Origin of the sequence: Sphingobacterium zeae (assembly GCF_030818895.1) — a bacterium.
GTDB classification, from domain to species: Bacteria; Bacteroidota; Bacteroidia; order Sphingobacteriales; family Sphingobacteriaceae; genus Sphingobacterium; species Sphingobacterium zeae.
The window spans coordinates 1,504,905-1,520,599 of the sequence record NZ_JAUTBA010000001.1 but is presented as its reverse complement, the minus strand read 5'-3'; the positions used below and the strand labels follow the sequence as shown (position 1 = coordinate 1,520,599).

At 35.2% G+C, this 15,695-nt stretch carries 13 protein-coding genes, 1 other RNA gene and 1 pseudogene; 10 read left to right on the top strand and 5 right to left on the bottom strand.

Features of this window, described 5'->3' with window-relative positions:
- Window positions 1-72: 72 nt before the first annotated feature.
- Window positions 73-1,062 carry a cation diffusion facilitator family transporter gene (locus tag QE382_RS06295; protein WP_307185142.1) on the bottom strand — a complete coding sequence of 330 codons (990 nt, stop codon included), beginning with the start codon at window positions 1,060-1,062 and terminating at the stop codon, window positions 73-75.
- 267 nt (window positions 1,063-1,329) lie between these two features.
- Between QE382_RS06295 and QE382_RS06290 the strand changes: the two genes are divergently transcribed.
- Window positions 1,330-2,535, top strand: coding sequence for a pyridoxal phosphate-dependent aminotransferase (locus tag QE382_RS06290; protein ID WP_307185141.1), 1,206 nt, complete (start codon window positions 1,330-1,332; stop codon window positions 2,533-2,535).
- Window positions 2,536-2,654: 119 nt separating this feature from the next.
- Here the strand turns inward: QE382_RS06290 and QE382_RS06285 are convergent, their stop codons facing one another.
- Entirely contained in the window at window positions 2,655-3,182 is a 528-nt protein-coding gene (locus tag QE382_RS06285) for a hypothetical protein (protein ID WP_307185140.1), read from the bottom strand.
- Between the two features lie 96 nt (window positions 3,183-3,278).
- On the opposite strand from QE382_RS06285, the gene QE382_RS06280 reads away from it, so the two are divergent.
- On the top strand, window positions 3,279-5,309 hold the full coding sequence (locus QE382_RS06280) for a M3 family metallopeptidase (RefSeq protein ID WP_307185139.1): 2,031 nt from the start codon (window positions 3,279-3,281) through the stop codon (window positions 5,307-5,309).
- 257 nt (window positions 5,310-5,566) lie between these two features.
- Window positions 5,567-5,934: a transfer-messenger RNA gene (ssrA, locus tag QE382_RS06275) on the top strand.
- A gap of 725 nt (window positions 5,935-6,659) precedes the next feature.
- Here the strand turns inward: ssrA and QE382_RS23525 are convergent.
- The 3 genes and pseudogenes from QE382_RS23525 to QE382_RS06265 all read right to left on the bottom strand — a co-directional run.
- Window positions 6,660-6,902: pseudogene (locus QE382_RS23525) on the bottom strand (recombinase family protein); the annotation flags it as partial.
- 84 nt (window positions 6,903-6,986) lie between these two features.
- The gene (locus QE382_RS06270; protein ID WP_307185138.1) at window positions 6,987-7,454 is read right to left on the bottom strand and encodes a recombinase family protein; all 468 of its coding nucleotides are present in this window, start codon (window positions 7,452-7,454) and stop codon (window positions 6,987-6,989) included.
- Window positions 7,417-7,605, bottom strand: a complete 189-nt coding sequence (locus QE382_RS06265) for a hypothetical protein (RefSeq protein ID WP_293940139.1) — start codon at window positions 7,603-7,605, stop codon at window positions 7,417-7,419. Before QE382_RS06265 ends, QE382_RS06270 begins: the two co-directional genes overlap by 38 nt.
- A 283-nt stretch (window positions 7,606-7,888) precedes the next feature.
- Between QE382_RS06265 and QE382_RS06260 the strand changes: the two genes are divergently transcribed.
- The 7 genes from QE382_RS06260 to QE382_RS06230 all read left to right on the top strand — a co-directional run bounded on the left by QE382_RS06260 (window position 7,889) and on the right by QE382_RS06230 (window position 15,677).
- The gene (locus QE382_RS06260; RefSeq protein WP_307185137.1) at window positions 7,889-8,725 is read left to right on the top strand and encodes a glycosyltransferase family A protein; all 837 of its coding nucleotides are present in this window, start codon (window positions 7,889-7,891) and stop codon (window positions 8,723-8,725) included.
- 148 nt (window positions 8,726-8,873) lie between these two features.
- Window positions 8,874-9,083, top strand: coding sequence for a hypothetical protein (locus QE382_RS06255; protein ID WP_293940135.1), 210 nt, complete (start codon window positions 8,874-8,876; stop codon window positions 9,081-9,083).
- A 133-nt stretch (window positions 9,084-9,216) separates the two neighbouring features.
- Entirely contained in the window at window positions 9,217-10,587 is a 1,371-nt protein-coding gene (locus QE382_RS06250; protein WP_307185136.1) for a radical SAM/SPASM domain-containing protein, read from the top strand.
- A 5-nt stretch (window positions 10,588-10,592) separates the two neighbouring features.
- Window positions 10,593-11,630 (top strand): hypothetical protein, encoded by a 1,038-nt coding sequence (locus QE382_RS06245; RefSeq protein WP_307185135.1) that lies wholly within the window; start codon window positions 10,593-10,595, stop codon window positions 11,628-11,630.
- A gap of 5 nt (window positions 11,631-11,635) precedes the next feature.
- Complete coding sequence (locus QE382_RS06240; protein ID WP_307185134.1) at window positions 11,636-13,858, top strand: peptidase domain-containing ABC transporter; 2,223 nt, start codon at window positions 11,636-11,638, stop codon at window positions 13,856-13,858.
- A gap of 8 nt (window positions 13,859-13,866) precedes the next feature.
- Window positions 13,867-14,385, top strand: coding sequence for a hypothetical protein (locus QE382_RS06235; protein ID WP_307185133.1), 519 nt, complete (start codon window positions 13,867-13,869; stop codon window positions 14,383-14,385).
- Window positions 14,382-15,677 carry an SPASM domain-containing protein gene (locus QE382_RS06230; RefSeq protein ID WP_307185132.1) on the top strand — a complete coding sequence of 432 codons (1,296 nt, stop codon included), beginning with the start codon at window positions 14,382-14,384 and terminating at the stop codon, window positions 15,675-15,677. The genes QE382_RS06235 and QE382_RS06230 overlap by 4 nt, the downstream gene beginning before the upstream one ends.
- Window positions 15,678-15,695 lie beyond the last annotated feature (18 nt).

The window sequence follows — 15,695 nt, the reverse complement described above, 5'->3', positions numbered from 1 at the left end:
TTTTTAGTTTACTATATGCGAGGGGATCAGACTATGCGCTATTCCTATTACGAACGGTAGAAACTGCATCCGTTATTCAGCAATAGCATATAAAAAATGTTTCTGATTTCGTGTAACATTGTCTGTGTCCCAAGAAATTCGTCCTCGAAATTGCTCCGAACGAATTGGGCAATTGCCGACCTGACAATATTGGCAGCATTGCGGGAGACAGGGATCGGCATGAACGAAAAATTCAGTCCGCACCGACATCTCTTTATTGACAATTTTATCAACAGCAGAGATTTCATCGTGTACCTGAATGAGATCAAGATAACTAGGAAGTGTAAGATGGCAATCCACATGGAGTTCATTTCCGTAACGTTGTACACGAAGATTATGGACATCTATCCATTCATTCTTTCGATTACGTTCCAAAATTTCGACTACATCCTGTACGAGCGCTATATCCGATTCATCCATCAATCCACCGATCGATTGGCGAAGTAGCTTATAACCATTGAAGAGGATAAAAAGCCCCAGTACCATGGAAATGACCACATCGATCCATTGGAAACCTGTCAGTCTCATCAATAGTAACCCCAGTATCAATCCGACCGTACTATAGGCATCTACCTGTAGATGTTTTCCATCTGCCACCAAAGTAATGGATCCTAGCGCACGGCCACGCTTCATAATATAGAATCCGACAGCAAAATTGATCACAGACGTAATACCTATCAGATAAATTCCTTGTTCAAGATGTGTCAATTCAGCGGGAAAGAATAGATTGTAACAAGCCTTGGCGAGGATTATTGCACCTGCGATAAAAATAAGTCCACCTTCCAGAAATACCGAAAAGAACTCCACTTTGCCGTGCCCGTAGGGATGATTCTCATCCTTGGGCTGCGCCGAGAGATAAATACTATAAAATGCAAAACCTGAAGCGATCACATTGACGATGCTTTCTGCCGCATCTGTAAAGATTGCGCTGGAATCCGTTAAGAAGTAGGCAAAAAACTTTACGACCATCAAACCTATCCCGGTGAAAAGCGATAATAAGATCAATCTTCTTTGTCTTGACATGATGCTTGTAATCTTTATAAAAAACTTATGTAAGCAAACCATGAAATTGATGCCCTGCTAACATTTTGTGAGAACAAAGGTAAATATATAAAGGCAGATCATATCGATTAGTTTTAAACAGATGAAGTCAAGAAACAAGTAAATAACTGCGCTAAATCGCTCCGACAGCCCTTTTATTAAAAAAGCCCAATAAAAGACCTATTTTTCTTGTAAATTATCAAAAATAAAGACGATTATTTGCAACGTATATAATATCTTTGTCTTACCATGAGCACACCATCATACTTATCAGACAGGATAAATAATTTGTCCGAATCGGCTACACTTAAAATGACCAAGTTGGGCCGCGAATTAGCAGCAAAAGGCGTTAATGTAATTAGCCTTAGCGTAGGTGAACCTGATTTCAACACGCCTGAGCATGTAAAAGATGCAGCGAAGAAAGCCCTAGATGAAAACTGGACGCGTTATTCGCCTGTGCCAGGATATCCTGAATTGCGCCAGGCAATTGTAAACAAGTTGAAGACAGAAAACAATTTAGATTATGATATTTCTCAAATTGTTGTTTCTACAGGTGCAAAACAATCCCTGTCTAATGTGATTTTGACTTTGATCAACCCTGGTGATGAGGTAATTATCCCAACACCTTATTGGGTATCATACTCCGAAATGGTCGTTTTAGCAGAAGGTAAATCGGTATTTATCAATACTGAAATCGACAATAACTTTAAGATAACACCAGCACAATTGGAGGCGGCAATTACACCAAGAACCAAATTGTTTATGTTCTCATCGCCAAACAACCCAACAGGAACAGTTTACAGCAAAGATGAATTGGCTGCATTAGCCGAAGTTTTCGAAAAACATCCGCAGGTATTTATTCTATCTGATGAAATCTATGAACATATCAATTTTGTCGATAAACACGAATCCATCGCCCAGTTTGAAAGCATCAAAGATAGAGTGATCATCATCAATGGTTTTTCAAAAGCATTTGCAATGACGGGATGGCGTTTAGGTTATATCGCTGCAAACAAAACCATTGCTGCCGCAAATGATAAGTTACAAGGACAGACTACCTCAGGTACCTGTTCAATTTCTCAACGTGCGGGTATCGTCGCTTATGAACAAGGATTAGAATCTGTCAACAAAATGAAAGAAGCTTTCGCTCGTCGTCGCCAATTGGTATACGATCTATTGACTGAAATCCCTGGCGTAAGAACAAATCTTCCGGAAGGTGCATTCTATTTCTTCCCAGAAATCTCTTCGTTCTTTGGTAAAAAAGACCAAGATGGTAATGTCATTAAAAACTCATCTGATTTGGCTTTGTACTTATTGAATGTTGGTCACGTAGCCACTGTAGGTGGAGATTCATTTGGTAACGACAACTACATCCGTTTGTCCTATGCAGCTTCAGATGAAAGTTTGATCGAAGCTTTAAAAAGAATCAAAGAAGCATTAGGCAAATTAGCATAATCAATACACAGTATACTGAATGGGCTATCCAAGAAAATTGGATAGCCCATTTTTTTATCAATTCCAGTTGTATCAATCTCCCTTTATGTTCCACAACGGTATATTCAAATACGTCCTTTTTATTTGATATGCTCCATCACGTCGATGAATTTCTTACCCTTATTCTTCGGGTCAAAAAGCATTTTCTCTACCCTGTCCAGCTCAAGAGCCTCGAGATGACTAGGTAACATACTCTCTTTCATCAACTTCAACAATTGATCCCAGTCCGCACGATTGATCTTGTTCTGAACCAACTCCATCATCTGCACGGCATTGCGGTATTCCTTGCTCGTTTTCAGTTCCACCACCATATCCATCCAGTCACCGTAAGTGAAAAGCCTACTTTTTACCTTTTGCAATTGTAAGGCTTTCATCTTGACCATATCATAGCCCAGCAGCATCTCCGTGACGGAATCAATCTCCATACAAGCAGCGATTTTAGCATAATCTTTTGGGAACTCCACCCTTGAATCGTCATCCAGAAGCTTACAGAACGCTGGGATCTCCTTTTTCAGGGAATCACAGTACTGCTGCGCATGTAGCTCCATGGTCATGATCAGAACTAGTCCGATCGCTAACATCCGGAGATAAATAGATTTCAATTTCATGCTTCGAAGATACCCATTTTTTGGAAAATATCATCCATAGCACATTATTCACAATGATTTTGGCGCTTCAGCCAAATATTTATTACATTTACTCCTATGAGTATTTTAACAGAGAAATTTAAAACGCAGCACGACACGGCTCCGTTTTCACAGATAAAAAACGAAGATTATATTCCCGCATTTGATGAAGCTATTCAGAAGACAAAAGATGAAGTCGATGCTATCGTCAACAATCCCGAAACGGCAACTTTCGACAATACAATCGCTGCTATGTCCTACTCTGGACAGACACTAGATCGTTTGTCCAATATCTTTTTCAATCTCCATTCCGCTGAAACCAATGCTGATCTCGAAAAGATCGCACAGGATGTTGCCCCAAAACTATCTGCTTTAGGCAATGATATCACCTTAAATTTCGATCTTTTCAAAAGGGTTAAGGCTGTATACGATCAGAAGGACCAACTGACATTGACGGCAGAGCAAACCACCTTATTAGAAAAATCCTATAAGGATTTTGTACGCAACGGCGCACTTTTAAATGATGAACAGAAAGAAAAACTCCGCGAAATAGATGCCGAGCTATCACTTTTAAAATTGAAATTCGGGGAGAATGTCCTGGCCGAAACCAATGCCTATCAGCTGTTGGTAACAGACGAAAAAGATCTTGCTGGACTTCCGGAGGGTGCTGTAGAAGCTGCCCATGCTTTGGCTAAAGCCAACGAAAAAGAAGGCTGGCTTTTTACCCTGGATTTCCCGAGCTATCTTCCTTTTGTCACTTATGCCGACAATCGAGAACTTCGCAAAGAAATTACCCTCGCCGCAGGCCGCAAAGCTTTTCAGGACAACGAGCACAACAACGTGGAAAATGTCCTTAAAATTGTAAAACTTCGCTTCGAACGGGCTAAATTATTAGGCTACGCCACCCATGCAGACTTTGTCCTTGCCGAACGTATGGCACAAAATCCAAGCAAAGTCACCGAATTCCTAAACGACCTACTTGGAAAAGCGAAACCAGCAGCAGTGAAAGAATTTGCAGAATTATCCCAATTTGCAAAAAACTTGGATGGCATAGACCAATTGGAAAAATGGGATGGTGCTTATTATGCCGAAAAGCTGAAACAGGAACGCTTTAATTTAGACGATGAAAAGCTCAAACCCTATTTCAAACTCGAAAATGTATTACATGGTGCATTTGAAGTGGCTCATCGTTTGTTTGGCATCAACTTTAAAGAAGTCGATACAATAGATACCTACCACGAAGAAGTACAAACATTTGAAGTCAGTAAAGACAATGGTGAATTAGTAGCTATCTTCTATGCCGATTTCTTCCCGCGTAAGGGCAAGAGAAATGGGGCATGGATGACCTCTTTCAAACCACAGTACATTCAAGATGGTAAACAAGAACGTCCTCATGTCTCTATTGTTTGCAATTTTACGCGTCCTACAGCTTCAAAACCTTCGTTGTTGACCTTTCAGGAAGTGACAACATTATTTCACGAATTTGGACACGCCCTACATGGTATGCTCGCTGACAGCACTTACCCTACACTATCTGGAACATCTGTGTATTGGGATTTTGTCGAGTTACCGAGTCAGGTGATGGAAAACTGGTGCTATGAAAAAGAAGCCCTTGAGCTATTTGCCAAACACTATGAAACTGGCGAAGTGATCCCGATGGAACTAGTCGAAAAGATCCGCGAAAGCGCTTCCTTTCTTGAGGGGATGGCGACTATGCGCCAACTGAGCTTTGGGCTATTGGATATGGGCTGGCATGGACAGGATCCAACTTCTATCTCGGATCTGAAAGCATTCGAAGACGAACAGTTTGCCTCAACAAAACTCTATCCCGATGTCAAGGAAAATGCCATGAGTACAGCATTCTCCCATATTTTCAATGGTGGTTATTCTTCGGGCTATTACAGCTATAAATGGGCGGAAGTACTGGATGCAGATGCATTTGACTACTTTAAACAAAACGGTATTTTCAATAAGGAAATCGCAACCAAATTTAAGGATAATATACTTTCAAAAGGCGGCACAGAACATCCAATGGTTCTTTACAAACGGTTCCGCGGACAAGAACCTTCGGTAGAACCTTTATTGAAAAGAGCTGGGTTGATCAAATAATTGGATTGATAAAATCATTAAAAAGCTGGATATAATATTCAGCTTTTTAATTGAAAACATAAGTCAATCCAGAACTTCCTCGCCTATCAAAGTCCCTGCAAAAAATAAGCGATCACTCTGCCAATCAAATAAGGTTCGATTCTTAAACAATTTTATAAAAGCATCAATTGTTTTCCATTCAGAACCAGGGTATTAAACAAGAATCGCGCATACCTTGCCGATTAAGCAAAAAAATAGTACCTTTGTAAGACATAATTGGGGTTGACCGGAATTGACAGGATGGAGACGGTTATGTAAGCATGTAGTGCGTTGTTAGTAGAGCACTTTAATCTGAACTTTCAGAATTATAACTGGCGAAGAAAACTACGCCTTAGCTGCTTAAGTTAGACTTAACATAGCTATTTGTCCCGTTAGATCCTGTTCTTTGGTTTAACATTCGGGGCATCGAACAATAGAACTGGCAAGTGTGATGTTGCTAAGCACTTGTGAGAAACAGCAACTACGGCGTACGGTATAGGTAAGCGACTCACCTTCCCTCGCTCGACAATTAAAGAGAAGCTAAACATGTAGAAAGCGTATACAGTACCATGACTGGACGAGAGTTCGAATCTCTCCAGCTCCACTTGACGGGATAATTGAAAAATTATCCCGTTTTTTTGTATAATCTAAATAACCCATTTCTCTTATCTTCAATTCATTACGAACAAATGGTTCCATAATATACGGAGTTCGATAGATACCATTTTCATAGTATAAATAATCGTCGAACACCATTTTAATGAGTTCTTGCTTTTCTATTGTGGTAGCTTCTGTATAGACATAATTTAGGTCTGAAAGATAAAATAATTGATCTCGTAACAATGAAAATGTCCTATCTCCATTATGTCTTAGCTTTTCAATTTGTTCTTTAAGAGATTCTTTTTTAGTAGTCAACTCATTATGCCATCTTTCATATGTATCATGTTGAATCCTATTTGTAATCCATTTTTCTTCGATTGACATAAGTTTTTCGCCTGCTTGCTCGTATTCGATTTGGTGCTGTTTTAATAATGTCTTATGTTCTTTTAAAGTTATCTCCATCTCAACCTCACTCTTCTCCTTTATACTGGATATTAATTCTTCAGGAAGACTCATTAATTCTAAAGCACCAGATAATTGTTTGTGAGCTTTTTCAGAATTTATATTATTATGGGCACTAGCGATACTACATTTATAGTAATAATAATATTTTCCCATTTTCCCTCTACTAGCAGCACCCGTTAATAGTTTTCCGCAGTGGCAGCGTAAAACTCCACGAAGTGGAATCTTGTCGTCATAAATTTTCCTTTCTTTACTACCTCTTTTTATTTTTTCATTTACTAATTTCCAAGTCGTTGGATCAACAATAGGCTCATGATTTTTTAATGGGTATAAACCACCTGGATTATGTTTCCACGCTTTGACATGTTGGAATCCATAATACAAAGGATTTGTTAGAATTCGTTCCACGGCTGTAGTTGCCGTACGTTTTAAACCCATTTCTTTAGCCTTTTCCTTAATTTTGTATAAAGCAACTCCTGATATAAAAGCATCATAAATATATCTAATGACAATCGCTTCACTTTCATTAACTACTAGACGACGTTCCTCATTCTTTCCTTCTTTTTTATAACCAAAAGGTGCAGGTCCTCATTGTATTCATAGTCCCTTTATGGCTTTTGCTGTATAGATTCCTGCATCTATATAATTCTGCCTTTTTATATTTTCAGAATTGCCCATTAAAAATTCAAGTCCCATTATAAAGAAGGAATTATGATCCATACAATCATAAATTGACCCTCTACTAGCGCTTACAATTCTCACATCATAAAGTGCTTGAATTTTTGTAACCATATTAATGGCGTCACCAGCTATTCTACTGGATCTTGTTAATTCAGCTACAACCAAGTAATCTATTTGATCATGGTTCTTTTTGATAAAGTCAAAAAGTACCTTAATATCCGGCCTATCAAAGTTTCGTGCAGTATGTCCTTCGTCGATAAATGTATCCACTATTTCCACACCACTATTATTCATCCATTGGCGTGTAATTAAATCTTGACGTTCGATACTATGTAAACTTTGACCATCACTGCTGAACCTTAAATAACGTATACCCTTTTTCATTAGCCTCCTTTATTGCTTTGTTTACCAAAATCTTAACTATTAAATTTACCAATTTTTCATCATTTTTTATTTTTTGGTCTGCTATAGTATTGTCTTTTTTATTCACTTTACCAAGATTACTGCTATTTTTTAAAACTGAATTATTTGACATAAGACATTATTTATTCAAATTGTTATACATTATTTTTTTAGTTTTTTTTCCAAATTGGTTTTTTAATAAATTTCGAAAGATATAAGCTCCGTCCCCTCCCAATCTACTTTTAATCTATTAAGAATCAACCACACTTTTAATATCAATTCATCTAGGTTAAGTAAGTGTTGGTATTGGTCAAATCGCATTTGGTCGAGTTTATTTTTGTTAAAAACGCTAATCCATTATTTTAATCATAGAATTACCAATAAGATTACTTGATAGCCTTAGTGAAATCCTAAGGATGTTTTTAAAAATAAACCAGAATCAATTCAACAGCAAGAAAGATTATAGACCAAAGCCCATGCTTTTTACAAGTAAAAATCAAATATCGAACAGGATAATAGTACTTGTTCCATTCAGGAATGTTGGAAATTATATTATTGATTGTGTAAGCTCAATTTTAGGACAAGAATACAACAATTATGAAGTGTATCTATTGGATGACGCATCAGATGATGGTACAATAGAGTTAATAGATGATGATTTGCCAAATTTTTATAAAAGAATAAATAATTCTCGTATCGGAGCATTGGAAAATATATACCAAGCATTAGTAACAGAGTCTTTCTTAGATGAGGACATAATAATCATCTTAGATGGTGATGATTATATTTTCGGAGAATTTGCTTTTCAAATAGTAAACAGTAAATATCATGACGATGCGCTGCTAACTTATGGTTCATATATTACTAATTATGGTTTTTATGATCCGAGTTCGCCATATACAGAAGAGGAATTCAATATGCTGAGGCAGACAACATGGAAAGCATCTCATCTTAAAACTTTTAAATACAAATTATTCAAAGCTTTTTTAGACCAAGATCCAAATGTTGAGAATTTTAGATACAGCGACGACAGATATGGAGATAATCGATTTTACATGTCGACGTATGACCAAGCGTTAATGTTACCTCTTTTAGAAATTGCTGGATTTGAAAACTGCCTATTTATTCAGAACGTAATTTATTGCTATAGGCTCCATAAGGATAACGACCATGCAACAGACGAAGGGAGAAAACTACAACTAGAAGCTTTTTATGATATTAGAAGCCGCCCCCCTTTAAATAGAAAGTTTTAGAAATCGATATAGAAATTAACACAAAATTCAAAAATCTTCTATAGTCCGGCCACTATAATTGAAACTCAGCATAGGAGTCAAATATGCCATTCAACAAGTGCTTAATAATGTAAAACTTTAGCAGAATTGTAAACTTAAATTAAGTCAAATGAAATCAAAACGTTTGCAAATGGCTTTACTAAAATTTAGTGAAAGCCAAAAAGGAGGCAATCTTTCGGACGGTTTTGAAGTAATGAACCTTGATGAAGCATCAGCAACCCGTGGTGGGATTTTAGCTGCTTGTACATGTAACAACGGTTCAAACTACACGACCAAAGAACCTGATTGTACCTGTAACAATGGTAGTAATTACGGATAGTAATTATTACAAAAGAATTTACGGCATGTGGATGAAAATTCGCATGCTGTAATCAAATAATTAGCCTACAGTCATCTCGAAATAGGCTTTGTACTTAAAATAAGTAATAATATTGAAATAAGCTCTTATAAATATGAATTTCAAACTTTCAAAATATATAGTGATCACCGATGTTTTAGACCCAAACAGCGATGTTCATCAACGTATACTCTTTTCTACTCGAAGTGGTATATCTACATTGATCGAGGAGGGTCTATATCAAAGCCTATTAAAAGGGGATTTTTCTACCATTGATACTACTGCATTAGCTAGGCTAATGGAGTATGAAATTATAGTCCACAGCTTAGAGGATGAGTTTCAAGAGATATTAAAATTGAACAAATTAGGAGTTAAAGATACAAAATGTGTATCAATGACCATTCAACCTACTGCAAATTGTCAATTAGGATGTTTCTACTGTGGTCAAGTTCATTCCAAGCTGACTATGACTCAAGAAATTCAAGATAAGATAATTGAAAGGCTATATTATCAACTAGATAAGAAACCTGACACTGAATTAGTTCATACAACCTGGTATGGGGGAGAACCTTTAATGGGTTATTCTGCCATAATTGATCTAAGCAATAAAATGCAGGAGATTGCTTATAAACGTAATCTTAGGTATAGCGCTTCAATCATCACAAATGGGCTTAGCTTAAAAAAAGATATATTCACTGAGCTCTATCTAAATCACAAGGTTAAACGATTTCAAATCACTTTAGATACTACCAAGGAACATCACGATAAACGTCGGATAACGAAAAAAGGAGAGTCAACTTTTGATATTATAATGAAAAACATACTTGATATCTGCTCTTTGGATCATTACCAACAATTCGTAACACATCCGATTTTCATTCGGATGAATATTGATGAAACCAATTATCGACAAGCAAATGAAATGGTTGATTATATGGCATCTTTAGGATTACAAGACAAAGTTGAAATGGGCTTTTTCCCAATCACAAATTGGGGTGACAAGACTGTTGGAGATGAACAAGGTTTAACCACTATAGAATTCGCTGAACTTGAAATAGAATGGCTAATGTATCTATTAGAAAAAGGATTTCCTGTGAAGTACGTTTTGCCAACAAGAAACTATGATGTATGTATGGTAGTCAACGAAGCTAGTGAGGTTTATGATGCTACGGGAAATATCACGCCTTGTTATGAATTCCCCTATACGCCTAAATATACGGAGGAAAAACATATTATTGGAAATCTTCTGCAAGATAAAACAACCTTTAACAAAAACACTCAGGTTCGAGGATGGTATGATGATCTTGCAACTTGTAATGTTTCTCCGAAATGTTCAAAATGTAATCTATTTCCAGTTTGCAATGGCAATTGCCCTAAAGATTGGTATAATGGTGAGATAACATGCCCCACAATGAAAGCGAACATTGAGGACAAGCTCGTTTTACAATATTTAATTGATAAATCCCAATTACAAACTTTAGGATAATAATTATGAATGAATCTCAAATTATTGAATATCTACATTTGTTCGAGAAGTATACTCCAACGAGTGAAAAAGAGCTAGAAGAATCTAAGGAATTAGAATCGAATCATAAAAACTATGACAGTGGACATATTTTTTATGCTCTTTTAAAATATGTTCGACCTACAGAAGAAGTTAGAGAAAAACTTATTTACAACTATATCCTGAGCGAAAAACTTTTTAGGGTCTGTAAAGAAAAGGAACCCAATGTATCATCCTATTTTGTTGACAAAATTTTAGAACAGAACAATAATCTAGACCCAAATAATCTTTTAGATTATCACAGTGTAAAATCAATACTAAATCCGGTGTTGGCTTATTACCACTATTATCTTAATAAAGATTACGACAATGCGCAAAAATATATGGTCGAATTACTCGATAATATCGATTTTTTGATTGACCATGGATTTGAGGACGGAATGTATATGAAAATAGAACAATACCTAAATATATCTAAAGTTTATTTTAATGCTGGAAAATATTCCGAATCGGCACTATTCGCTAGAGAGGTGATAAGATATTTAATGAGTAATGAAAAGGAATCTTTCCAGTTCCCTTTTTCAAGCGTTTTGTCCTTCGAGGGGCAGTATCAGTCGATCTTACAATCATTTATTAACGGAATATTATCAAAAGCTATAGGAAAAATTGATACTTTAGATCCACTTCATAACGATTATCTTTCTTCTATTTTTGATAATTTTAATATACCTTACAATGATAATATCAATCCATACTTAAAGGATTCACTCGATATTTTCTTGCTAATTCTGAATGGTAAGCAAATGGATGGAATAGAAAAATCTATCAAATCTAATATTTTCAATAAGCAAGTTCCTACCTCCATACAACATTTCATATTAGCTAATATGCTGAATTTCCAAAATGTTTTTCAATTGATACCGTCAGATCTAAAAAGCTCAATTTACGCCTATCAGCTCAATGAATTAAATATAAGCACCTCCAAACTTCGGATCAATGATTTTACTGTAACATCAATGAATTAATATTTATGTTCAAGTTTTCCATCCAACATGATATAATGGACTGTGCCCCTACTTGTTTAAAAATGGTAGCAGAATTTTATGGAAAAAGCTACTCCATGGAGTATCTCCGTGAATTGTGCCATTTAGGAAAAAATGGAGTTAGTCTTTTAAGCATTAGTGAAGCTTCTGAAACCCTTGGATTCAGATCGCTGATGGTAAAATTGAACATGCAAAAGCTTATCAACGATTGTCCATTACCATGTATTTTACATTGGAATCAGGAACACTTTGTTGTTTTGTTAAAAATTAAAAGAAAAGGAAATTTCATAAAAAGAATATTTCATAAGCAATCATATTCAAAAGTCTTTGTAGTTGCCGATCCTGCACATGGCATCGTTAAACTAGATGAAGAAACCTTTTATAAAGCTTGGGTTTCTACGTACAATGAACGAGGGGTGGCTTTGCTTTTAGAACCTACCCCCACATTTTACAATGCAAAAGAAATAAAAGAAAAACAACAGGGTTTGAAATTTTTATTTCATTATTTACAACCATTCAAGAGGCATATTGCCCAACTAGTTATTGGTATGTTGGCTGCAAGTTTAATTTCTCTGACACTTCCCTTTACAACACAAATATTACTTGACCAAGGTGTCTCGGAGAAAAGTTTATCTGTAGTACACGTAATCCTGCTAGCCCAACTCTTTCTAATTTTTGGAAACATGAGTATCGAATTAGTGCGCTCCTGGTTACTTTTACATATCAACTCCAGAATCAGCCTAAGTATAATCTCTGACTTTTTGTCCAAATTATTAAAACTTCCAATAAGATATTTTGACTCAAAAGCAGTTGGGGATATTGCTCAAAGGATTAACGACCATCATAGAATTGAAAATTTTCTCACTGGTTCTGTACTTACATCACTTTTTTCTTTTGTAAATATCATTGTATTCACAATAGTTCTAGCAGTTTATAATCTAAAAATCCTCAGTTTATTTGTTGCCTTTAGCTTTTTTGGGATAATATGGATTCTGCTTTTCCAGAAAAAAAGAAAGGAGATGGACTACAAAAGGTTTTCCCGAAGCAGAGAAAATCAGGATAAACTTTATGAATTGATCACAGGTATGCAAGAAATAAAACTTTTTGGAAGCGAGACTCCAAAAAGATGGGAATGGGAACAATTACAAGTAAAAGATTACAAATTAAATATTAAAAGCCTTGCATTAGAACAATATCAACGAACCGGCCTAATATTCGTGACTCATGTCAAAAATATCCTTATCACATTTATTGCCGCAACTGAGGCTATTAAAGGGAATTTAACAATTGGTCAACTTCTAAGTATATCTTATATAATTGGCCAGACTTCTGGTCCCATCGAGCAATTAGTCAATTTAATTAGGGCCGCACAAGATGCCAAATTAAGTATGTCTAGGTTACAAGAGATCCATAATAAACAAGATGAGGAGGCAATTGTAAAAAATAAGATATTGTACCCGCAAATAACTTTAGGGGATTTATTTATTGAGAATGTTTCCTTTCAATACGAAGGACCAAATTCTCCGTATGTTTTAAAAAATATTAACCTAAGAATCCCAAAAGGCAAAGTAACTGCTATTGTTGGAACAAGTGGTAGTGGAAAAACGACCCTAATGAAAATATTGCTGAATTTCTATCAACCAACACAAGGAAGAGTATTAGTTGGAAACTCAGATTTAAATAAAATATCCCCCAAATTGTGGAGGAGCCACTGTGGAAGTGTGATGCAAGACGGCTACATTTTCTATGATACAATTGCCAAAAATATTGCGATGGATGGCGGCGACATAGATGAAAAAAAGATGGAAATGGCAATTAGAGTGGCAAACTTACAAGATTTTATTGAAAGTACTCCGAATAATTATACCACAAAAATTGGCTTATCAGGAATGGGCATTAGCGGTGGTCAACGACAAAGAATTTTAATTGCCCGCTCGGTTTATAAAAACCCTGAATATATATTTTTTGACGAAGCAACAAGTAGTTTGGATGCTAATAATGAAAAAGTAATAATAGATTATCTTAACGAATTTTTCAGAGATAAGACTGTAGTAATCATTGCACATAGACTTAGTACTGTAAAGAAAGCAGATCAAATTATTGTATTAAATGACGGCAAGATAGAGGAAATAGGTAACCACTCGACATTGATTTCAAATAGAGGTAGATATTATGAATTGGTAAAAAACCAGCTGGAATTAGGTAATTAAAATTCGACATGGCAGAATTAAAATCAAAATATGAACTGAGAAGTCCTGAGGTTCAGGAAGTGATGAACAAACCTCCACATTTTTTCATTAGCTGGGGCAATTTGCTAATAACATTATCCATATTATTAGCCATGTTGTTAATCAATAAAATTCAAATTAAAAACTACGATCGATTTCTTGCAACAATATCTTCAAACCAGTTGATTGTTAATGAAAATTGCTTAGTTATCAAATTAAATATGGACGACCCGAAGATAGAATATGATCACGGATTAGAAACTCAAATCACATTTTTAGGCGACAAATCTGTAGATCTTGGATCAATTTTAGGAACTATTGATTCATCTTGGTGTCAAGATCAACATACTTACATCTCCTTGAAAAGTACACTTTATCAAACTAAAAAATTACGCTTAGACAATAGCCGAGTTATCGAACCAGTTGACGGAATGAATGTTGGTTTAAAGATCACAACCAGTAAAGAAAATATTATAGAGTCGATGATTAGAAAATTAATAAAGAGATGAAACTATCCAAATATATCATAACAACTTCTATAGAAGACGCTAAGGAAACTGTGACTTCCAAGATGACAATAATTTATTCATGTCTTTCTAACCAAACTATCGTAGTAAGGGACGAAGTATTTCAAAAAATTACGAATGAAGATTTCTACAATTTGGATGAAAGACTAATAACGGAGTTACAAAATAGCAGAATATTAATACAAAATGGCAACGATGAGTTTGTTGAGTTATATGATTACGATAAAGTAACTAATGATAATATCTCCTTATTTGTGAACTTGATTGAGAGTTGTAGATCTGGGTGTAATTCATGCTCAAAGAACAATACAATTTCTAGACCCAAAAATGATTTTGTTAATTCTATCAATTCTTACATAGAAATTGAGCTAATCAAAAAAAATCTAAAAACATTCTTTTTGACATGGAAAATAGATGATCCAACTGAATTTATTGAAACAATGATTTCAATATCAGAGTCAAATTTGAGAATTACAGACATGAATGATATATACTATGCTTCATCACTAATTTGTGAAGGCGAATTTCTAACTGAGAAAGTCTTTGCAATGCTTTTCAATTTGTGCATGATAAAAAAATATCACATAACATTAAAATGTTCAAACTATGAATCCACTGAAATAACAATCAAAAATATATTATCAATATTAGATAACTTTCCTTTCCGGCCCCAAGATGGAATTATATTTGAACTCACCATTAAAAGCGATAAAATTAATGATGTTTTTAACATTATTGATAAATTTTCACATGCTGAGACTCAAAATCGAATTACCTTTAAATTTGATTTTCTAAAAAACAACGATACTTCTAAAGATGAATTAGCTGAGAATGAGATTGAGTGTTTATTCTATGCAATAGAAAAGGGATTTATACAGAGTATACTTCCAACTCGTGTTAATTTACCATGTGCGGCAACAGACCAAAATTCATTATCTGTTGATAAAAATGGAAATTTATTTTCCTGTAATGCACTTCCTTTATCAACACCAAATATAATCGAGAATAATCTAATTGGAAATGTCAGCGACGATGTTAGGATTCATGTACACTCGACTAAATTTAGGAATTGGATGCTTGAACTACGGGAAAATAAACCAATTTGTTATAGTTGCAATTTATTACCGTTATGTGGAGGTGGCTGTCTATTAAAAAGAGAAGAGGGTAAATCTCTCGGTTGCCCCACTTTTAAATATAATATTGAAGATCGTTTGTTAGTCAGTTATTTGAACCAAAAGTCATCTTTAAATGAATGTATTGTTAGTTATTATTAATCAATAGCCTATTATTCA